Annotated in this window: 22 protein-coding genes; 3 read left to right on the top strand and 19 right to left on the bottom strand. The window is 37.2% G+C overall.

All coding sequences use genetic code 11. The features are described 5' to 3' along the window. The first annotated feature begins 254 nt into the window (after positions 1-254). Positions 255-1094: a YitT family protein gene (locus EPL02_RS01510; RefSeq protein ID WP_094909838.1), complete on the top strand. Its 840-nt coding sequence runs from the start codon at positions 255-257 to the stop codon at positions 1092-1094. A 35-nt stretch (positions 1095-1129) separates the two neighbouring features. On the opposite strand, the gene EPL02_RS01515 is transcribed toward EPL02_RS01510, so the two are convergent. From EPL02_RS01515 to EPL02_RS01550, 8 genes are all read right to left on the bottom strand, one after another. Continuing rightward, entirely contained in the window at positions 1130-1870 is a 741-nt protein-coding gene (locus tag EPL02_RS01515) for an ABC transporter permease (RefSeq protein WP_094909837.1), read from the bottom strand. Further along, the gene (locus EPL02_RS01520; protein WP_094909836.1) at positions 1871-2578 is read right to left on the bottom strand and encodes an ABC transporter permease; all 708 of its coding nucleotides are present in this window, start codon (positions 2576-2578) and stop codon (positions 1871-1873) included. Next, a complete protein-coding gene (locus EPL02_RS01525; RefSeq protein ID WP_094909835.1) occupies positions 2553-3482 on the bottom strand; it encodes an ABC transporter ATP-binding protein in 930 nt (309 codons plus the stop codon). The genes EPL02_RS01520 and EPL02_RS01525 overlap by 26 nt, the downstream gene beginning before the upstream one ends. A 374-nt stretch (positions 3483-3856) precedes the next feature. Continuing rightward, a complete protein-coding gene (locus EPL02_RS01530) occupies positions 3857-5212 on the bottom strand; it encodes a HAMP domain-containing sensor histidine kinase (RefSeq protein ID WP_131886852.1) in 1356 nt (451 codons plus the stop codon). Further along, positions 5209-5883: a response regulator transcription factor gene (locus tag EPL02_RS01535; RefSeq protein WP_094909832.1), complete on the bottom strand. Its 675-nt coding sequence runs from the start codon at positions 5881-5883 to the stop codon at positions 5209-5211. Before EPL02_RS01535 ends, EPL02_RS01530 begins: the two co-directional genes overlap by 4 nt. Positions 5884-6004: 121 nt before the next feature. Beyond that, a complete protein-coding gene (locus EPL02_RS01540) occupies positions 6005-7000 on the bottom strand; it encodes a ketoacyl-ACP synthase III (protein WP_094909831.1) in 996 nt (331 codons plus the stop codon). Positions 7001-7154: 154 nt separating this feature from the next. After that, a complete protein-coding gene (locus tag EPL02_RS01545) occupies positions 7155-7313 on the bottom strand; it encodes a Fur-regulated basic protein FbpA (RefSeq protein WP_094909830.1) in 159 nt (52 codons plus the stop codon). A 28-nt stretch (positions 7314-7341) separates the two neighbouring features. Beyond that, positions 7342-7503, bottom strand: a complete 162-nt coding sequence (locus EPL02_RS01550; protein WP_094909829.1) for a YezD family protein — start codon at positions 7501-7503, stop codon at positions 7342-7344. Positions 7504-7841: 338 nt separating this feature from the next. Between EPL02_RS01550 and EPL02_RS01555 the strand changes: the two genes are divergently transcribed. Next, positions 7842-8246: a GNAT family N-acetyltransferase gene (locus EPL02_RS01555; RefSeq protein WP_179289186.1), complete on the top strand. Its 405-nt coding sequence runs from the start codon at positions 7842-7844 to the stop codon at positions 8244-8246. A 26-nt stretch (positions 8247-8272) separates the two neighbouring features. Here EPL02_RS01555 and EPL02_RS01560 read toward each other — a convergent pair whose 3' ends face one another. The 8 genes from EPL02_RS01560 to EPL02_RS01595 form a co-directional block, all read right to left on the bottom strand. Beyond that, positions 8273-9637 (bottom strand): sensor histidine kinase, encoded by a 1365-nt coding sequence (locus EPL02_RS01560; protein WP_094909828.1) that lies wholly within the window; start codon positions 9635-9637, stop codon positions 8273-8275. 1 nt (position 9638) lies between these two features. After that, positions 9639-10316 carry a response regulator transcription factor gene (locus EPL02_RS01565; protein WP_131886853.1) on the bottom strand — a complete coding sequence of 226 codons (678 nt, stop codon included), beginning with the start codon at positions 10314-10316 and terminating at the stop codon, positions 9639-9641. 84 nt (positions 10317-10400) lie between these two features. Further along, complete coding sequence (gene galU, locus EPL02_RS01570) at positions 10401-11285, bottom strand: UTP--glucose-1-phosphate uridylyltransferase GalU (RefSeq protein ID WP_131886854.1); 885 nt, start codon at positions 11283-11285, stop codon at positions 10401-10403. Continuing rightward, a complete protein-coding gene (locus EPL02_RS01575; protein ID WP_094909826.1) occupies positions 11275-11688 on the bottom strand; it encodes a GtrA family protein in 414 nt (137 codons plus the stop codon). The genes galU and EPL02_RS01575 overlap by 11 nt, the downstream gene beginning before the upstream one ends. Further along, positions 11681-12643: a glycosyltransferase family 2 protein gene (locus EPL02_RS01580; RefSeq protein WP_131886855.1), complete on the bottom strand. Its 963-nt coding sequence runs from the start codon at positions 12641-12643 to the stop codon at positions 11681-11683. Before EPL02_RS01580 ends, EPL02_RS01575 begins: the two co-directional genes overlap by 8 nt. Then, the gene (locus tag EPL02_RS01585; protein ID WP_131886856.1) at positions 12644-14824 is read right to left on the bottom strand and encodes a glycosyltransferase family 39 protein; all 2181 of its coding nucleotides are present in this window, start codon (positions 14822-14824) and stop codon (positions 12644-12646) included. Positions 14825-14949: 125 nt separating this feature from the next. After that, positions 14950-15846 (bottom strand): manganese catalase family protein, encoded by an 897-nt coding sequence (locus tag EPL02_RS01590; RefSeq protein WP_131886857.1) that lies wholly within the window; start codon positions 15844-15846, stop codon positions 14950-14952. A 154-nt stretch (positions 15847-16000) separates the two neighbouring features. After that, positions 16001-16237: a YuzF family protein gene (locus EPL02_RS01595; RefSeq protein ID WP_256993235.1), complete on the bottom strand. Its 237-nt coding sequence runs from the start codon at positions 16235-16237 to the stop codon at positions 16001-16003. A 148-nt stretch (positions 16238-16385) separates the two neighbouring features. Here EPL02_RS01595 and EPL02_RS01600 point away from each other — a divergent pair, with 148 nt between their 5' ends. Further along, the gene (locus EPL02_RS01600; RefSeq protein ID WP_094909823.1) at positions 16386-16652 is read left to right on the top strand and encodes a diaminopimelate epimerase; all 267 of its coding nucleotides are present in this window, start codon (positions 16386-16388) and stop codon (positions 16650-16652) included. Between the two features lie 2 nt (positions 16653-16654). On the opposite strand, the gene EPL02_RS01605 is transcribed toward EPL02_RS01600, so the two are convergent. From EPL02_RS01605 to EPL02_RS01615, 3 genes are all read right to left on the bottom strand, one after another. Continuing rightward, positions 16655-17266: a DUF3298 and DUF4163 domain-containing protein gene (locus EPL02_RS01605; protein ID WP_256993234.1), complete on the bottom strand. Its 612-nt coding sequence runs from the start codon at positions 17264-17266 to the stop codon at positions 16655-16657. Positions 17267-17359: 93 nt separating this feature from the next. Beyond that, entirely contained in the window at positions 17360-18058 is a 699-nt protein-coding gene (locus EPL02_RS01610) for an ABC transporter ATP-binding protein (RefSeq protein ID WP_094909821.1), read from the bottom strand. A 5-nt stretch (positions 18059-18063) separates the two neighbouring features. Beyond that, positions 18064-19689 carry an ABC transporter permease gene (locus tag EPL02_RS01615; protein WP_413691236.1) on the bottom strand — a complete coding sequence of 542 codons (1626 nt, stop codon included), beginning with the start codon at positions 19687-19689 and terminating at the stop codon, positions 18064-18066. Positions 19690-19771: the final 82 nt, after the last annotated feature.

Here is a 19771-nt window from a genome sequence, read left to right on the forward strand (position 1 = left end):
TCTCCCCTTTCATTATCCATATTAACGAACATACGTTCTTTTTGTAAAGAAGAAATTATGTTTATTTATCCTAGGATACTTCATTTATTTCATAACTTTTTCATTCTTCCATATGAAGTTCAGCGTGTCAAAAGATTTACCTTTCGTTTTTAAAAAACTAGTCTTTCATTCCAGTAGTCTCCTTGATATAATACATTGTCATGGAGATAGTTTCGTCAGAATGAAATTAATACAATAGAAAGAAGATGTATATGATGGTAAAACGAATAAAAGAAATTATATTAATTTTACTTGGCAGCTTAATTTTTGCTCTTGGTATCAACTATTTCGCCATTCCAAATGAACTTGCAGAAGGCGGCGTAACTGGGATTACTATGATTACCTACTACTTGTTCCAGTGGTCTCCAAGTATAACAAACTTTATTATCAATGGACTGCTTGTTTTGGTTGGATATAAACTTTTACATAAGCGCGTCATTGTCTATACGGTACTTTCTATTGTCGCTACTTCAGTTTTTTTACATCTAACTGAAGAAGCAGGAACACCGCTGGACGATACGCTTTTAGGTGCCATCTTTGCTGGTTTATTTGTTGGAATTGGTCTTGGCCTCGTGTTTAGAGGTGGGGGGACCTCAGGTGGATCTGCGGTTATTGCTCGAATGGCTAACCAATACTTCGATTGGAATATTAGTAGAACTATGCTTGCAATTGATTTAGCCGTTGTAGGAAGTGCCTACTTTGTAATTGGAGGAGAGAAAACGATGTATACCGTTATCGCCCTCTACATTGGTACGAAGGTGCTTGACTATATTATTGAAGGATTGAATCCTCGCAAAGCGGTAACGATAATTTCAACTCGTTCAAACGAAGTTGCTGAACAAGTTAATAGCAAAATGGAGCGTGGCGTTACTGTTTTCACAGCTCACGGCAGCTATACAAAAGAAGCCAAACAAGTACTCTATATTGTGATTAACAAACAAGAGCTTTTAGAGCTAAAACGAATTATTCATAAAGTGGACGACCAAGCATTTGTTGTCGTGCATGATGTACGGGATGTATTTGGTCTCGGCTTTACTTTACCCAAAGCAGGCTAACCCTTCTATATATAATAGAAGGGTTTTTTCACCATTTAGATAGCTTTATGTTTAAAATAGGTTAATCCACTGAGGAAAAAGAAAATAAAGCTTCCTAAAACAGTAATGAGTAATGTTGTTGGCGTAAAGAATAAAAATTGAAAAATACCATCATCTTGGGGCATCATACCGAGAAAAGGCTGTACCCATGGATACCATGGATTAAACCTCTCTGAGTTTACAACCATCAAATTAGGAAGTGTACAAATCACATTAATTACTAGCACTGCTCCAAAACTTGTAAATTTTGTTGCCATAAAAAGCATAAAGGCAGCTATAGGCCACGTAGCTATCCAACCGCTCACAACAATTCCCGTCATTTTAAAAAGAGGCATTGGATCCGTATAGCCAGTAACTTTACCTACTAGAATCCAACTAATAAAAAAGAGGAGCTGAATACATGCCGTACATAGAATAATAGTAATAAATTTACTTAAGTATACTTGACTTCTCTTAACTGGAAGTGTTAAAAATCTGCGCCACCCCCCATTATCATGTTCATGTTTGCAGCTTAGGGATGCTAGCACACCTGTGAATAACGGAAGTAAAAATAAGCTATGCATAAAGCACATTAAAACGAGCGGTGTTAACCATTGATGATTGGGTACAAATTCCTTATCACTGCCTTGAAACGCAATCATTACAGCTATAAGGGGACTTACAATAATAAGCTGAATTGTCATCTTTGATTTATACATTTTATAAACTTCTACTCTTACTAAATCCCATATCGCCATTTACTTCACATCCTTTCTTTGAAAATGTAGAGCTCCTAAAAAGCAAAATAGTGTTCCTACTATAACTCCCATTACCATATACAATTGAGGAAAGTCAGTAAAAATTAAGCTTGGCCACTGCCAAATAAACCAAAACGGCATGTCGCCAGCATACAAGATAAACACGCCCATCATAATTCCTAAAGATAATGCCTTGCTTTGGTTTTGGTACAAAATTGCAATCCAAAGCTGAGTTGCTACTACAGGTATTACAGCAAAAAAAGGATAAAAACTGTTTAAAATCAATTTGCTTATAGAATTAGGTTGACCAAATCCAAATCCTAAACCAACTAGATAGGTTCCTACGAATAATAAACAAGAAGATATAAATAGCATACATAAAACAATTAAAAACTTTGCTACATACAGCATATTTCTTTTTATAGGAAGACTAAGAAGTTGTTTCCACGAACTTTTGTCATACTCGACTGCTGCTAGTTGCGTTGTTAAAATTGTTGCGCCTAAAATAACAACGGTTGGTATAAAGATATTAACCTCATGCATTAATCCTTTCCAAGCATCCGGTTCTTGTGAAAGCAAATAATCTTTTCGGACACCATAGTTCACTACTTGCAGGCTCACGACCCCAAACGGACCTAAGAAAACGAGTAACCATAGTACTTTTCTCTTTATCTTTAACAGCTCAGCCTGCAGTAATATTCGTAGCATGCTGAATCCCTCCAGTCGTTAGCTGTAAGAAAATATCCTCTAAGGAGTGCTCTTGCTCACCAACTCGATAAATGGATATACCGTTTTGAACAAGATTTCTTATCGCTGAAGCTACTTTTTCATTTTCCATATAGGGGATAAAAATTCGATTATTTTCATAAGTAGGTACACAACCACTTGCTAACAGCAAGCTTTTAGTTTTATTTTCATCACTTGTATTGAGCCAAATCCTTTTCTTAGCTTTTTGACGTAGCGATTCAATACTGCCGCTATAAATCATCTGTCCATGCGTAATAATGCCTACCTGAGTTGCTATTTGATCAATTTCATACAAAAGATGGCTTGAAATTAACACCGTTACGCCGTGTTCTTTTGGAAGGTGCTTAATTAAATCTCTAATTTCATGGATTCCTGCTGGATCTAAGCCATTTGTTGGCTCATCTAAAATAAGCAGCTTAGGATTTCCTAAAAGGGAAGCCGCGATGCCTAATCGCTGCTTCATACCCAGAGAGAAGCCACTTACTCGTTGATCCGCGTATTTTGATAAATTTACGATTGAAAGCACTTCATTAATTCTCGCCTTAGGGACTTGTAAAACCATGCGAAGCACTTCTAAATTTTCTCTAGCCGTTAAGTGCGCATAGTACGATGGGCTTTCGACAAGTGATCCAATTTGACGCAAGCTGTGTAAGTGATTGCCATTTATATTGCGCCCAAACAGCTCAATACTTCCTGAAGTAGGTTTCATTAATCCTAATAACATTCGAATCGTTGTGGTTTTGCCGGCACCATTGGGTCCTAAAAATCCATAAATTTCGCCTTCACTAACGGTCAAATCAATCTTGTTTACAACTGCTTTTCCTTTAAACTCTTTCACTAGCTGACTCGTTTTTATAATATTCATATCTTCACCTCTCTTTTTATTATAGAAAGCCAACCTTAAACAAACGGTTTGTTTTGTTTAAATTTCGTTTAAAAAACGAAGGTGAGGTGTAAAATGGACCGTTTCATGGGTTCGAGACACTCCACTTCTTTTCACTACTTTTTTCAATGGATTTGTAAATCAATAAAAAGAGTTTGGCATATAGCAAAATCATTGCTTCTAAAAGTTGAACAATAGTTGATCCTATCTCTGTTAACTGAACAAGTTCGTTCCATTCCACCCTATTCCAAATTGTTTTTTCCTCAACAACAAAAAGCCTGAACAATTAAAAGTTATGAACTCTTAATTATTCAGGTATAGTAGGGGCTGAATTACTTATGCCAAAGCCTTGTTTTTTAATGACTACTTTGGATAATCTTTATAGTTGTACCTTGATCAGAAGTATCAATTTCCCATGCAAGCTCCATTTCTTTTACCATTGCATCTACAACCCCTAGACCAATTCCATACTCCGTGGTCATACAATTTTCTCTAAAGCCCGGACCTTTATCGGAGATGATAATCATTGATTCTGCCTGTGTACTTTCAACACTAATACTAAAGAACTTTCCGCTATGAGCGTGCCTTTTTACATTTTGAAATAAATTATCCATAATACGTTCGAGCCAATTAGAATCGATATACCAAATAACGGACTGTTCAGGAAAGTGAACGCGGATGTCAAACCCTTCGTTTTCAAATACAGGGTACCATTGAATAATGACTGTACGAAGCAATTTTATAATATCAACATCCTTTGGTTGATACCTGTACTTCCCACTTTGTAGTAAATTATAAGAAAACAAGTTTTCAATTAAACTACTGACAAAAGAGATCTTATCGTTCATTATGTTGAGTGATTGTTGTCCATCTTTTGTTAAGTTTTCATCTTTTAAATTATATCCATGTGCACGAATGGTTGTTAAAGGCGTTCGGATATCATGTGATAGATTCGTCATAAGTTCACGTCGAATACGTGCTTCTTCTGCTTCTCTCTCTCTAGCCTTTTCTAATTCGCTCACCATTTCATTAAAGGCTTTTTCAAGCTCTCCAATTTCATCATTAGCCGGTGAATCAACATAATTAGGGATTTTCCCCTCTTTAATTTGCATAACCTTTGATAGTGCTGTTAAGCGCTTTCGGATTTTTAAGAAAAACCATAACGAGAGAAGAAAGAATACGCCAATGATCGCTAGCACAAGTACTTCATAAAGATTGCGATATTTATCATCTATCTGGAACATCGGATACTCTAAAAGCTCTTGATTTATTTGAAATACTAAAAAGCCTTCTTTTTGCTCTGTACCAATAAAAGCAACTACGGTAAAAGGGTCTGAATCGTAGCTTTCTTTCATAAATTCCACCGTGTAGGCAGGCGTCCAGGCTTTAGGTATATCCATATCTTTTGGGATAGAATTCTGTGTCTCCCCATTCTCATCTACCCAAAAGATACGTGCTTCTGGATACTGTTTATGGAAAACACTTAAACGTTCATGAATAACCTTATCAGGTTGGTTACCTAATTGACGCGCCTCTTTATGAACGGCTTCTTCGTAAAAGCTCTTTCCTTTATAAGGTTCATCTAACAGCCCTTCTGACAAGGCTACAGGAAAGAGATAAACAAAATTCAAGATAAAGTATGTTCCAGGCACCACAATTAACGAGAGAATAATAATAACGGCGTACTTGGTCAATAACGAATAACTTTTCATGCCTCTTTCACTCGATAGCCTATTCCTCTAATTGTTTCAATAATAAGAGGTTTAGCTGGATTGATTTCAATTTTTTCACGAAGGTAACGAATGTGAACCATTAATGTTTTATCACCTTCTATATACGCTTCTTTCCAAATCGCTTCATAAATTTGTTCCTTGGTTAAAATTTGATTTAAATGTTGTAAGAAGTAATAAAAGATTTGAAATTGTTTTCCTGTTAATAAAATTTCTTGGGCTGTTTCTTGATTTACAATTTGTTGCGTATCAAGATTTACCTTTAAATGATGGATTGTTAACAAATTTCGATTATGTCGCTGAAATCGTCGTAATAATACTTCAATCCGAGCGGCTAGTTCTTCTGGATGAAATGGCTTGGTAATATAATCATCAGCAAAGCCCAAACCTTCAATTTTATCCTCTAAAGACGTTCGAGCTGATACTATGAATATTGGAATATCTGAAGCTAGTTTTTTCAAGCGCTTGCCAATTGAAAATCCGTCTAAACCTGGAAGCATAATATCTAAAATAACCAAATCTACTTCTTCAATATGCAACAGCGCGCTCTCACCGTCTTCTTTCCAAATGATGTGATAGCCTAGTTTTTCTAACATGGTTTTAATTGGTAGCGCAATTTCTTTATTATCTTCAATATACAAAAGTTGATTCATTAACATCCCCTTATTCCGCTTGGTTTGATAAACCTTTTATAGAAAAAACACCAAGAATATTTTACCATAATTTTGATTATAGAAGAAAAATGGCAATAAAAAAACTAGAGGATTTTCACCTCTAGTTTTTTTCAATACAATTCCAAGTAAGCAATACACCGCAGTGCGTAAGGCCACCACCAAAGCCATACAGTGCAACAACATCTCCCTGCTTCACCTTCTTTTCCTGTATGCCTAAATCAAAAGCAAGAGGAATGGATGCCGATGATGTGTTTCCGCAATACTGTACGCTAGTTAACGTTTGGTCCATTGAAAATCCCAGTTTGGCACTAATCGTTTCAATCATGCGTAAGTTCGCGCTGTGAGGTACAAACCAATTAACATCTCCTGGTTGATAGCCTGCTTTTTCAAGCAGTTTCTTCACCCCTTTTGGTACGGTACGAGCTGCAAATTTATATACTTCACGGCCATTTTGTACAAGATAACCTGACCTATTAATCTCTTTTTCTCCAATATGCGTAGATAAATTCGAACGATATAAGTGCTGCCCACCCGTTCCATCCGTACCATAGTGCGTGGCTAATAAGTGTGCGTCTTGCTCATTATATTCAAGCATCATCGCACCGGCTCCATCTCCAAAAAGAACGCATGTCGTTCGATCTGTATAGTCCGTAATCTTTGACATCACTTCGGAACCCACTACGATTACTTTTTTATGTATTCCAGATGTAATTAATCCATTTGCAACATGAAGTCCGTACGTAAATCCAGCACACGCAGCACTTAAATCAAAGGACGCTGTTTCGCTGATTTGAAAATGTGCTTGAATTTGACTTGCGACGCTTGGTAAGGAATAATCAGGTGTTGTAGTCGCTACGATGATGCAATCTACATCTTCAATGTTTACATCATATCTATCTAATAAATTTTCAATTGCTTTTATCGCTAATGTGGATGTATATTCATCGCTTCTTGCAATTCGACGCTCTTTCATACCAGTTCGCTGAATAATCCACTCATGATCTGTTTCCACTAATGCTTCCAAATCTTCGTTAGTCAATCGGTTCTCAGGTACATACGTACCAATGCCCGTAATTTTCACTGCTGATTTTTTCATTGATTCACCTCAATAAATGGTTTTATACGTCATTATAACATGAGTTATTATAAGCTGGTACTAATTTTATGACTATTTGTAGAACAATTGAAATATCTTTTAATAACATAAGAAAAATCCGCTTTCATCAAGAGAAAGCGGATTTTTTCACTTTTTATTCATTTCGGTAATAACTTCGATACACGTGCTCTAATTCTGTCAATGTTAGCTCAAATAAATGCTGGTCTCCTTTTTTATAAACCCCACTTTTAATTAGGCGGTGAATCAACTCATTCTTTCGCTTAGTTACAGCACTTCGCAATAAGTTTTCCATGTTCATCTCCTTTCTACTGTTTCACTATTTACTTAGAAGCAGATGCTTTTGCTTTTATAAAACGATTCTTTTCCGTATGGTCTACTTGCGTAATTTGACCGTCATGCAATGTAATTAGTACAGAACCATAGTTAATATCACTTAATAACTTCACAATATAATCAATTTTTTCTTGTGTAATAGCTGCCATTTTATCCTTCTCCTTTGGTTTTATCTTTTTATTTATTTACACTGTCAGCAAAAAACAACACCTATAAGTACTTGTAATATGAGCAGAAGATAGTCTCATCATATGCCTCCTCACCTAACCATCTCGATTTGGAGTTGAGATAAAAAAAAACTCATACTTTGACAAAGTATGAGCCTTCGGTTGACCGATCAGCAAATTAACTATCTCATTTTTCCAAATAATCTATAGTTATTATATTATTTATACTTTACCTATATGTCAAGTAGGAATTAAAAATTCGAATATTCCTTTTAGTTAAAATATGGTATTATCTATTGTAACTAAAAGGAGGTTTAAATGTGTCAACTACCATCACATATAAAGTAAATCAGCCAATTAATGCCCAACAACTAACTAACGTCTTTGCGTCTTCTGGTATCAATCGCCCTGTTCAAGACTTGACTCGAATTCAGAAAATGCTTAATCATGGGAACTTACTAGTTACAGCTTGGGATGATGAAAAGCTAATTGGAGTCGCTCGCTGTCTAACTGATTTTAGCTATTGCTGCTATGTATCGGACCTTGCCGTATGTAAAGAATATCAACAAAAAGGAATTGGGAAGGCCCTCCTTGCGCAAGTGAAAAAAGCAGCAACTAACCAAGCTGCTATCATTTTGTTATCTGCGCCAAACGCGGTTGAATACTATCCTCGCATTGGTTTTGAACATGTGGACGTTGCTTTTCGTATTCCTCGCTCCAATTAAAAGAGCCTCAAAGCATTTGTATAAACTCAGGTGCTTTGAGACTTTTTATTGGGAAGAAATACGGTGAACGTACTTCCTTTATTTATACGACTTTCAACAGAAATTGATCCCTCATGTAAGTTAATAATTTTTTTAGAAATCGCAAGACCTAATCCATTGCTTTTTAGTGACCTTGATTTATCTACTGTATAAAAGCTTTCGAAAATATAAGTTTGATCTTCTTCATGTATACCAATACCCGTATCCTTTACTGAAACCGTCACCCCTTCGTTCACAGAAGACATCGAAACTGCAATCGTTCCATTTTGATGAGTATATTTAATACTGTTTGAAAGCAGGTTAAGCCATACCTGTTCCAGCAGCTCTTCATCTCCTTCAATCTTAACCTTTTCTAAATCGAGCTCAATTTCAAGTCCCTTCCCTATCCACTGTGGCTCTAATGCCAAAATAACATGACGAATTTGTTCATCCAAATCGTACGTTTTTTGATGAAATGGATGATGCTCAGCATCTAATGACGCTAGTTTTAAAAGATTCGAGCTTAATTGTGAAAGCCTTGTACTTTCTTTTTCAATAATGGTTAAGTATTGCTGCTTTTTATCTTCACTCACAATATTATCTTTTAAAGCTTTTGAAAAGCCTTTAATAGAAGTTAAGGGTGATTGAATTTCATGGGAGACGCTCGCAATAAATTCTTGTCTCATCGTTTCAATTTTGTTGAGTTCTTTTGCCATTTGATTGAAATTTTGAGTTAGCAAACCAATTTCATCGCTAGATACATGCTCAACTTGAACCGAATAATCTCCTTTCCCTACTTTTTTCATCGCTCCACTTAGCCGTTGAATTGGTTTGATAAGAATTGTAGAAACATACGCAAATAAAATAATCCCGATAAACAGTACGCTTATGAGCTGAATAAGCTGCACGTCTTGAATAACGGAAATTTGCCTTTGAGGATGCGACTGAACAAATAACGCATATCTCTGATCGTTTTCAATAAAAGGTATTCCCACAATATTTGGTTTTGGTTTATTAGAGGGCTCACTCTCAACCGTCGAGAACCGATTTCCCTGCAAAACATTGTCTACAACACTTTTGTCAATGGGCAATGTTGGTCCTCGATCACCTAATACTCTTCTATTATATTCAGAATCAACAATGATAAATGAAAAGTGAATAAATGATGCATTGGATAAAAATCGAGCGGCTTCATCTGAACCATTGGCGCCATATAGCTGAATGAACTCCTCACCCATCCGAAACATATCTGGCTCTAACTTATCACCTAGTCTGTCTTTACTTAAAAGTGTTGTAATGGTAATTGTAATAACAACGCTTAGTACAATCGTTATAATAAAGGAAAGCACCAGTTTCAAATAAATTGACTTCACATTAACACCCTTCTAGTTTATAACCTAGCCCTCGAACAGTTTTAATTTCAATGTTCACCTTACGACTACTTTGATTTAAGCGCTCGCGCACCCTTTTGATGTGGACATCAATAGTTCGCTCATCCCCTTCGTAATCATAGCCCCAAATACTTTGGATAAGCTGATCTCTTGTGAAGATTTTCCCAGGTGAACTGGCTAATTTAAACAAGAGTTCAAATTCTTTTAGAGGAAGGCTTTTGACATACTCACCTACATGTACTTCCAGCTTGTTACGATCCAATCGTATATTTTCAATATGAATAATGTTGCTTGCTTCAATTCGGTACCTTCTCAAAAGTGCCTTTACTCTAGCAACTAATTCTTCAGGGTTAAATGGCTTGACAACATAGTCATCTGTTCCAATGTCAAAGCCTTTTAGCTTATCGTGAGCTTCCCCTCTAGCCGTTACCATGAGTACAGGTATATCAAAATATTCTTTAATCTCTCTTGTTAATTCCCAGCCATCTTTATAAGGCATCATAATATCTACCACGGCCAAGTCTACTCTAAATTCCTCCAACTTTTTCCACGCTTCTTCTCCATCACCGGCCTCAATCACTTTAAACCCTTGTATTTCTAAATAAACTAACATCAATTCTCGAATATGCTGATCATCATCTGCTACTAAAATTTGAATCACGTTTTATTTCCCCCGTCCATTATCATCCTTTATCATGTGACTTTATTATATAAATTAAATATGAATTGAATATGAACAATGCTCTTACCTTGTTTTCCATTGCTCCTGTTGAACAATTTGCTGCAAGTAAGGTAAAAATACATTCCGTAAATCTTCTCTTTTTAAAGCCATTTCAATCATTGCCTGTAAATAACCAAACTTACCACCAATGTCAAAGCGACTTCCTTTTAGTCGCACACTAAAAACCTGTTCATACTGAGATAAATCATTTATTGCATCTGTCAATTGTAATTCATTTCCTACTCCTTTTTCAATTTTTTTTAGTGACTGAAAAATAGAAGGCGTTAAGATATATCTTCCCATAATGGCTACATTGGAAGGTGCTTGCTCAAGCTTTGGCTTTTCTACCACACCTTCGACTGAATATACATCCCCTACCGCAGAGCTTGCTTTAATAATTCCATACTTTGATACATCTTCTTTCTTTACTTCTTTAACACCAATCACCGATTGATTTACTTCTTCATACGTCTTTATAAGCTGCTTCAAAGCTGGCGTTTCACCTACCATTACATCGTCACCAAGCAAGACTGCAAAAGGTTCATCTCCAATAAACTTCTCCGCACACAAAATGGCATGCCCAAGCCCTTGAGGCTCCTGCTGCCTGATATAATGTACGCTTGCCATTTTCGAAATACGCTGTACATTTTCCAATAGTTCATACTTTCCTTTTTCTTCTAGCAGATGCTCTAATTGAACTGACTTATCAAAATGATCTTCAATTGCTTTTTTATGCTTACCTGTAATAAAAATAATGCTTTCAATGCCCGCTTCTACTGCTTCCTCCACAATATACTGCACAGCAGGCTTATCAACGATTGGGAGCATTTCTTTTGGAATAGCTTTTGTGGCTGGTAGAAACCTAGTACCTAACCCTCCAACCGGAATGACAGCTTTTCTAACGTTCATATTGTTCCCTTCCTTCCATTGTTTTTGTAAACACATAGCGATTTGTTAACAAGAAATTAATTCCTAAACTACCTATACTTGCAGCCCCTTTACTTACAAAAAGATTAAAAGAGGCATATTCATGACATAGCCATAAAATCAGTGAACTACAAATGAATGTAACCAAATTGACCGCTAAAAATTTAGTCACTTCCTTAGCCGTTGAGGGTTCTTTTCGTTGAAAGGTCCATTTTCTGTTTAGCATATAGCTATTTGCAACTCCAGTTCCATAAGATAGACACTGAGCAATTAAATAGTACATGCCAAATGACGTGAGCACCATGTAGACACCTAAATCCATTATCGTGTTTAAGACACCAACTGATGAAAATTTTGAAAATGCAAGTAAACCTTTTTTATTCACGATGAGCAAACTTTCTTACCGGCTGTTGCTTGTATGTTTTTCGCACAATATAAAGCGGCCGATTTTTGGCTTCGTCATAAATCCGCCCAATATATTCACCAATCATTCCTAAAATCATTAAGATAAAGCCACTAAATAACAGTTGAATAACAATAAGAGATGACCACCCTGCAATTGTGTTGTCCGTAAACAGCTTTAAATATAAAACGATAATAAGATAGACAAAGCCGATAAAAGATAAGGCTATGCCAGTATAGGTTGCTAGCTTTAAAGGCTTGTATGAAAAGGAAGTAAGACCATCAAGCGATAATTTCAGCATCTTTTTCAACGGATATTTTGATTCCCCTGCTGCTCGTTCATCTCGTTCATACTCCAAGGCAAGTTGCTTAAAACCAACCCAACTCACAAGACCTCTCACAAATCGATTCTTTTCTTGTAATAGCTTCATTTGATCGCATACTTTACGGTCTAACAAGCGAAAATCTCCCGTGTCTAAAGGAATGTCAATATCAGTCATCGATCGCAGTAATCGATAAAACATGGCGGCGGTATGTTTTTTAAAGTACGATTCTCCTTTTCTCTTTGTACGCTTCGCATAGACTACGTCGTAACCTTGCTTCCATTTATCAATCATTTGGAGAATCAATTCAGGTGGATCTTGTAAATCTGCATCAATCACCACAACCGCATCTCCTTTGGCATAATCCATGCCGGCAGTAATTGCAATTTGATGACCAAAGTTACGTGCAAAATCTAACAGCATAACTGACGAGTCTTGTTGACTATATTGAATTAAAATATCAGCTGTTTTATCGCGGCTACCGTCGTTCACGAAGAGAAGCTCATACGCTTCTCCCGTGGACTTCATCACTTCTGTTAAACGATGGTAGGTTGTATGAATAACTTCTTCTTCGTTATAAACGGGAATGACAATGGAATATTTAATTGCACTCATTTACTCTTCTCCTTCCATATCAACATAATAAAGCTTGGAAGCCCCTCCACCGGGACCAACTTGCTGATTATCCTCATTTTCTCGCCATTCTTCAGCAGAAACCTCTGTACCGTTTTCCTGAATCCAGCTAATAATCTCAGCGTTTCCTCCCATTCCTCGATTTCCTATTAAGAAATAATGAACATCTCCGCTTTCAACAAGCTCTTCAAGTTTTGTCACTGTTAGAATGGAATCAGCTCCTGAAAAGCCTCCCATCGTCATTACGGCTTCGCCCGTTTCAATGATATATGGTGCTGCCGTTGTTGAATCAAGGGTAGCAAATAGATACTTTGTTCCATTGCGATTTTTTTCAAGGAACGTAAGAAGAGACTGATTAACCTGTCCGTTCATTCCAGGACCATCATTCCTTTTCTCTCTATTGGTAGGACTCTTTTCATCATTAGGTGCTTCATTCGTACCTACTTGATTGTCATTGTTCATTGAGACATCTTGTTCATCACCTGGAAATGCCATATCATCTATTTGAGGCAGCTGGCCATCTTTGGAAGACGTTGGACCTGCTTCTGGAAGCATGCTGTTTCCACCGTACAAAATTGGTGTCATTGCCCAGTAAAGCGGACCAATCACAAGCACAATAAGTGCTGCTGTCATCATATACGTATTGATTGCTGAGCGCTGCTTTATGACCGCAAGTGCTAAAGCCAATATAATACCGATAATCCCTACAACCAAGATAAATGTAAGACCAATTGTTTCCTTGTCAGGTAGCATAATGCTAACCTGCAACCCAGCTGTTAATGCAATACCTATCGGCAACAGCCACGACTTCCAACCCTCGTTTTTACGATACGCCTTCCATAATACTGGGAGTCCTGCTCCTATTACTGCTGCTATTGGCGGTGCTAGCATGATAAGGTAATACTGATGGAAAAATCCTGCAATGCTAAAGAACAAAGCTACTGGTACTAACCACGCTAACCAAAATATAGTATGAAGAACTTTCGCGCTCAGGGTTTCTTTTAGCCTTACGCCACTCAATAAACCGATAATGCTTACAATCGCTAGTGGTAAAAACCAGCTAATCTGGTCTGCCAGCCCGTCTTGAATTAAGCGAAACACGCCAGGCGTTCCTGTATTAAATCTTCCAGTGTTTCCACCACCAGGACCATTGTTATCTCCGTCCATTTGTGGAGGGAACTGGCCACCTGGTGCATTTTTAAAATTCAAGTCTTGTCCACTATCTAAGTTTGAGTTTTGCTGATTTTCATTGTCACTTGAATCAGCTGTATTTTCTCCAGTTTGCAACTCTTCGTTTGCTAATGGTGGTTCATCTTGCATATTACCGCTTGGAGGTATCGGCTGTTCATTTTGTCCATTGCTACCCCCACTAGACATTTCTCCTGTCAAACGCGAAATACCGTTGTAACCCAGCGCTAACTCTAATACTGAGTTTGTTTCACTACTTCCAATATAAGGTCTTTTATCTTCTGGAATTAAGTCCACAATTGTTGCCCATGAAAGCGATACAACAATTAGTAGTACTGTTGCTCCAGATAATAAGCCTATTTTCTTCTTCCAGTCAATCTTTGCTGCTAGCCAGTAAAATAAATAAAATGCTGGTAAAACCATATAAGCCTGCATCATTTTCATATTAAATCCAACACCGATGAGCACAAACGCTAGAAACAGCCAGCGGTGTTTCTTCATGGCTACTGCTTTAAATAGCATCCACGTTGCTACTAATAGGGTAAAAACGAGTAAACTATCGATATTATTGGTTCGACTAACGGCTGGAACAATTGGCGTTATAGCCATGGTTAGGGCAGCTATTCGCCCCGCAGCTACACCAAATATTTTTTTTATCATGACGTACAGCAAGATAACTGATCCTACTCCTGCTAAAGCCTGAGGCAAAATCACACTCCAACCGTGAAAGCCAAAAATCTTAGCACTAATCGTTTGAATCCAAAACGCAACGGGCGGCTTATCCACCGTTACGAACCCAGCTGGATCAAACGATGCAAAAAAGAAGTTATGTAAATTTTGCATCATGCTTTTGACAGCTGAGGTGTAATATGGATTGACATATTCATCTTCCCATATATTCATAAAGTTTAAGGCTACAGCCAGTGTTAAAATGCCCACTAACCATTTATCAATTCTTTTCTGTTTTCTATTCATTCTTTCACTCCTTTATTGATTGTAGAGTTAGTGTAATAGACGAATATGAACTGATTATGAACAATCTTCTTAGGTTAACTATTTATCTACAAAAAAAAGCAGGTGTAATCTACACCTGCTTATCACTATAGTCCTGCGTTACGCTGTAATCGCTTTGCAATCTCTGCGAACTCATCTGGACCTATTCCCGGAGCAAATTCTTCAGTTACTTCTTCTAAGTCTGGAATTTTCCCTCCTTTAGGCGTTCCTTCAATGACTTCTAGCTTCCCACCGTCTTCTGGGTGCGTACCTTTCCAAATCTTCGCAATTCCCATATAATCAGCATCACTGAATGTATAGAGACGGCGATGAACACCTTGGTCTTCATATTTTCTAGCAGCATCGAACGATTTATTGCTTAAATTTGGAATTGGCACTAGTTTTGTAACATCCACTCCGGTTGCAATCTCTAACGCTTTGGCGTATGCCACAACGTGAACGCCACCACGAACTAATAAATATCCAATCATTTCACGGGCAACAGGGTTATCCGTCATTTGATATACTCTCATTTTATGGGTTCTTGCCCCGCACTCTAAAAAGAAATTGTGCAATAAGTCCAGAATTAAATTTCCACTATTAAAGACATTTTCTCCTGTCCAAGCCTTTCCCATAGAATCAAACGGATAAGCTGTTTGCGCAGTGGCAATAAAATGCTGGGTATTACGTACATCCTTTGCATTCTGCATTGGCGTAATGTCTGGGTCACCAGGAAACGTAGATCCTTCTAACATAAGATTAATTGTATTAGAGACGAGTTCTACATGCCCAAATTCTTCTGCTGTAATGCTCGCGACTAAATCATAAAATGGACGCAGCTTTTTCTTTGTACGAAAATTAAACGACTGATACATATAGTTATTTAGCGTAGACATTTCTCCAAACTTCCCACCTAATAGCTCTTGTACAGCGGCAGCAGCGTTGGGATCTGGATTTTTCGGCTCTGGTAAATCAATTAATAATTTATCAATCCGCTTAAACATAGCGCATTCCTCCACTCTGTCTCTAAAAAATTCCATCCATTAAGATGTATGAAGTCATAAGGTTGTCTCATTCGCCAAATGAACTTTTATACAAAAAAAGTGCACCTCAACCGTTAAACCATCTAACAATTGAGGTGCACTTTTTCCCTACTTATTATTCAGGCATAATCCAAACAATTTGTTGAATACGTACAAAAAAGCTAGAATCTTTTGATTGAATGACAACGTGATCAATTTTAACATCCTTAACTTTTCCACGTAAATTTCCACGTACGGTTTCAATAACTACTTCTTTACCTTTAACTGATTCAAGAGTCGCAAATACATAAGGATCGACTTGGGTTACCATATAAGGCGCTTCATAATTACGTTCGTCTTGTTCATGAGCCATCCGTTTATCGTCTCCTTTTTTCTATTATCGTTTTAATGTATGCATCATTTTTTTAAACATGAACAGTTATTAACGTACACACTTATCCTTTACATAGCTTGAATCTAGTGAATATAATAAAACAAAAATGAAAAAAGGAAGGCTATTTATGAGCGAAGATTATGCATTTCGATTTCATATTAAAGACTCTTATTCAATAGACAAACCTGCGACAAAAGAAGCCCTTGTTTTCACAAAGATTAAAACAAAAGCAGGGGACACTCTTTTTGAAGGGGACGTACGCGTGCACGTTACTTCCATTGGAATATTTCCTGTACCAAAAGATATTGCAAATGCGGTATCAAATAAATCCCTTCGTCAGCAGTTAGCTGCAGAAGTAAAGCGCTACGTTCGTCCTCACCGAAATTTTTTGTAACCTTATCCAAACATTTGACCAAGAGGTCCTTCGTCTGCGATTATATCTTGAATATCATAAATAGAAATGGGAAAGTAAGGAATCCCATATGCATAGGGTGCTAAATCATAGAGCTGATAAAATAATACAAGCGATTTATCCGCGATATAAAAGTCTTGATCTGGCTTAATTCCCGTATATTCTCCGAGAACCATAATATCGCGCTCTTTAATCTGTACCTCCACGAGCTTAGATAAGCGCTGAACATAATTGCTATTAGGCTTGAATAAATCCTTTAATTTATAGACCTTTCCATTTTTGGTGTTAAAGGTCATAGGTACGACAACGGTTAACCCATGAGCGCCACCTGAAAAAGCATAGTTTATGAGCATTAAGCTCAGCACATCACGCTGATTGTTTTTCAATTCATAGTATCCCGTTTCGGTCGTATCAGGATTTTCTCCGTATCCTTGTTGAACAATTAATTCGTTTGTTCGTTTTAATAGCTTAGCGTTCATTTTATACTGAACTGCTTGATTAGCCATTCCATGAATAACTGGGTAAACAACGTCTAATTTCGGTTTCACGATGCGTTGAGAGTATACAAGAAGCGGCAGCGTAATCAATTTTCCCATCTCCCTTTACACTTGGTTTCAACTTAATGTATTCTCTTCATCTGCATTATACGACAATAAGAAAACAGCCACCTTACAACAAGTGGCTGTTTTTTATCCCAAAGATACGGCTCTCGTTAAGAGCTCTTCTGGCTTTCCAACTCTAATAATTTTACCTTTTTCCATTACAATAACCCGATCTGCTAATTTCTTAGCATCCGTTTGATCATGAGTCACAAAAATTGATGTTATGCCTGTTGTCTTTAATATTACTCTAAGCTCATCTCGTATACGGTGCTGTAAGTCCGTATCTAAGTTACTAAAAGGTTCATCAAACATCAGTAAAGACGGCGATGGTGCTAGCGCCCGAGCTAATGCTACGCGCTGCTGCTGTCCACCGCTTAGTTCATACGGGTAACGCTTTCCATACTCTGTTAATCCAACAAGTTCCAAGACTTCATCAATTCTTGCATACTTTTGCTTCCTCGTCATTTTCTTTAATCCAAACTTGACGTTCTCTTCCACATTCATATGGGGAAATAACGCGTAGTCTTGAAAGACAAGACCCACTCCTCTTTTTTCAGGTTGCATAAACACACGTGAATCACACATCGTTTGACTATTAATGATAATCTGACCTGTCTTTGGAACTTCCAGTCCAGCCAGTAGGCGAAGAACGGTACTTTTTCCACTACCACTTTGTCCGAGTATTGACACAACCTCTCCCTTCATGATCTCGAGGTTAAAATTTTCTATTGTCTCTTTTGAAGCGTTCCGATATTGAAAAGATAAATTATTGACCTGTACATACATAAGCTTTACTCCTTTTCTAGTACTTTATGAAAAAAGAAAATAGATACCCCGCTAATTAAAATAATAAGCATTGATGATACTGCTGCTTCATGAATCATTTCATTTCCTGCATACTCAAATGCTTTCGTCGCTAGCGTACTAAAATTAAAAGGCTGTAAAATTAAAGTTAGAGTTAACTCTTTTAAAATATCGATAAAGACGAGAATAAATCCGCCAAAAATGGCTCCTTTGATAAGCTTCATATCGACTTTAAAAAATGTTTTTGTCATGCTCATTCCTAATGTTCTAGATGCTTCTGTAAACGTTACGCCCACTTTTGAAAAGCCAGCTTCGACTGAGTTGTATCCAATGGATAAAAAGCGAATAACATAAGCAAAGATGAGCATGGCTACACTGACGCTTAGTACTAAAGTGGGTTCTTTACCCATTTGTTCGTACAGAGTGAAAAGCTGTTGGTCAAGAATCAAAAACAGTGCTAATACACCAATTGAAATAACGGCTCCTGGTACAGAATATCCAAGGATAATTACCTTTGAAAAGACTGCTGAAAGCACACCTTGAAAAAGTCTTGTGAAGTTTCCAACCACTAAGGCAATAACAATAATAATGCTTGCTGAAATAAAAGCTACTGATGTTGAATTCCAAATTAACTGCAGAAATTCTTGATTTAAAATTTGTTCATACGTCATAAGCGCCCATTGAGTTAATTGTGCAAACGGAATGAGAAAAGAAACCATAAAAATAAGTAGAAAATATAAAAAAACTCCCCAAGCCTTGACACCTTTTAACCGAACGGGTGTTAAAGGTCTCACTTTTGTCGTTGAATACCCAAACCGCTTGCGTCCTCGAAGGACCTTTTCAATTGTAAGTAAACCAACTACGATGAGCATAAGCATCCCGGAAAGCTTGATGGCTGAACCTAAGTCACTCATGCCAAACCACGCTTGAAAAATAGCGGTACTAAACGTTTGAACACCAAAGTACTTCACTACACCAAAGTCGTTTAGCACTTCTAAACTTACTAAGCTGACGCCACCAATAACGGCGGCACGTGATATAGGCAACACGACGCGAAAGAACAAGCGAAGCGGACTACTTCCTAAAAGTCTAGCATTTTCAATTAAAGATGCGGACTGCTTTTCGAGAAAACTCTTCGTAATAATATAAACATAAGGATATAAAAAAATAGTGAAAATAAAGATGGCTCCTGGTACGTTCATGATAGTAAAGTATTTTTGATTAACGGTGATATCAAATGAATTACGCAGTGTTGCTTGTATCACACCCGTATAATTTAAAATCCCATGATACGTGTACGCACCAATGTAAGGAGGGATGGCTAAGGGTAAGATAAGGCCCCATTTAAAAAATGAACGCATTGGAAAGTCATATGCTGACAAAAGCCACGCTGTACTTACTCCAATAAATGCTGTAAATATAGCCGTCGCACTGACAAGTTTAACGGTTGTTATTAAGTAATTTGCTAGTAAAAATTCTTTAATATGAGTCCAATTTTCGCTAGGTTCTGAGAAAAATTGAACGCTCATAATGAAAATCGGTAACAATACAACAGTAATAAACAAAAAGCTAAAAAATGACCACGTATTAAACTGAATCTTTACCTGCCTGATTAAGTTCAATTACTTCTCCCCACCTTTACTATAAATAGATAGTGCCGTACCTCCAAACGGAAATACGGCATAAAGAGTATCT

Origin of the sequence: Bacillus sp. CBEL-1, assembly GCF_004348885.1 — a bacterium.
GTDB lineage: Bacteria > Bacillota > Bacilli > Bacillales > Bacillaceae_H > Priestia > Priestia aryabhattai_A.

What these genes read in the sequence shown, in the direction of transcription:
- EPL02_RS01510 (WP_094909838.1), top strand. Translation starts at nt 255, where the DNA reads ATGGTAAAACGAATAAAAGAAATTATATTAATTTTACTTGGCAGCTTA.
- EPL02_RS01515 (WP_094909837.1), bottom strand. Translation starts at nt 1,870, where the DNA reads ATGGCGATATGGGATTTAGTAAGAGTAGAAGTTTATAAAATGTATAAA.
- EPL02_RS01520 (WP_094909836.1), bottom strand. Translation starts at nt 2,578, where the DNA reads ATGCTACGAATATTACTGCAGGCTGAGCTGTTAAAGATAAAGAGAAAA.
- EPL02_RS01525 (WP_094909835.1), bottom strand. Translation starts at nt 3,482, where the DNA reads ATGAATATTATAAAAACGAGTCAGCTAGTGAAAGAGTTTAAAGGAAAA.
- EPL02_RS01530 (WP_131886852.1), bottom strand. Translation starts at nt 5,212, where the DNA reads ATGAAAAGTTATTCGTTATTGACCAAGTACGCCGTTATTATTATTCTC.
- EPL02_RS01535 (WP_094909832.1), bottom strand. Translation starts at nt 5,883, where the DNA reads ATGAATCAACTTTTGTATATTGAAGATAATAAAGAAATTGCGCTACCA.
- EPL02_RS01540 (WP_094909831.1), bottom strand. Translation starts at nt 7,000, where the DNA reads ATGAAAAAATCAGCAGTGAAAATTACGGGCATTGGTACGTATGTACCT.
- EPL02_RS01545 (WP_094909830.1), bottom strand. Translation starts at nt 7,313, where the DNA reads ATGGAAAACTTATTGCGAAGTGCTGTAACTAAGCGAAAGAATGAGTTG.
- EPL02_RS01550 (WP_094909829.1), bottom strand. Translation starts at nt 7,503, where the DNA reads ATGGCAGCTATTACACAAGAAAAAATTGATTATATTGTGAAGTTATTA.
- galU (WP_131886854.1), bottom strand. Translation starts at nt 11,285, where the DNA reads ATGAACGTTAGAAAAGCTGTCATTCCGGTTGGAGGGTTAGGTACTAGG.
- EPL02_RS01580 (WP_131886855.1), bottom strand. Translation starts at nt 12,643, where the DNA reads ATGAGTGCAATTAAATATTCCATTGTCATTCCCGTTTATAACGAAGAA.
- EPL02_RS01585 (WP_131886856.1), bottom strand. Translation starts at nt 14,824, where the DNA reads ATGAATAGAAAACAGAAAAGAATTGATAAATGGTTAGTGGGCATTTTA.
- EPL02_RS01590 (WP_131886857.1), bottom strand. Translation starts at nt 15,846, where the DNA reads ATGTTTAAGCGGATTGATAAATTATTAATTGATTTACCAGAGCCGAAA.
- EPL02_RS01595 (WP_256993235.1), bottom strand. Translation starts at nt 16,237, where the DNA reads ATGGCTCATGAACAAGACGAACGTAATTATGAAGCGCCTTATATGGTA.
- EPL02_RS01600 (WP_094909823.1), top strand. Translation starts at nt 16,386, where the DNA reads ATGAGCGAAGATTATGCATTTCGATTTCATATTAAAGACTCTTATTCA.
- EPL02_RS01605 (WP_256993234.1), bottom strand. Translation starts at nt 17,266, where the DNA reads ATGGGAAAATTGATTACGCTGCCGCTTCTTGTATACTCTCAACGCATC.
- EPL02_RS01610 (WP_094909821.1), bottom strand. Translation starts at nt 18,058, where the DNA reads ATGTATGTACAGGTCAATAATTTATCTTTTCAATATCGGAACGCTTCA.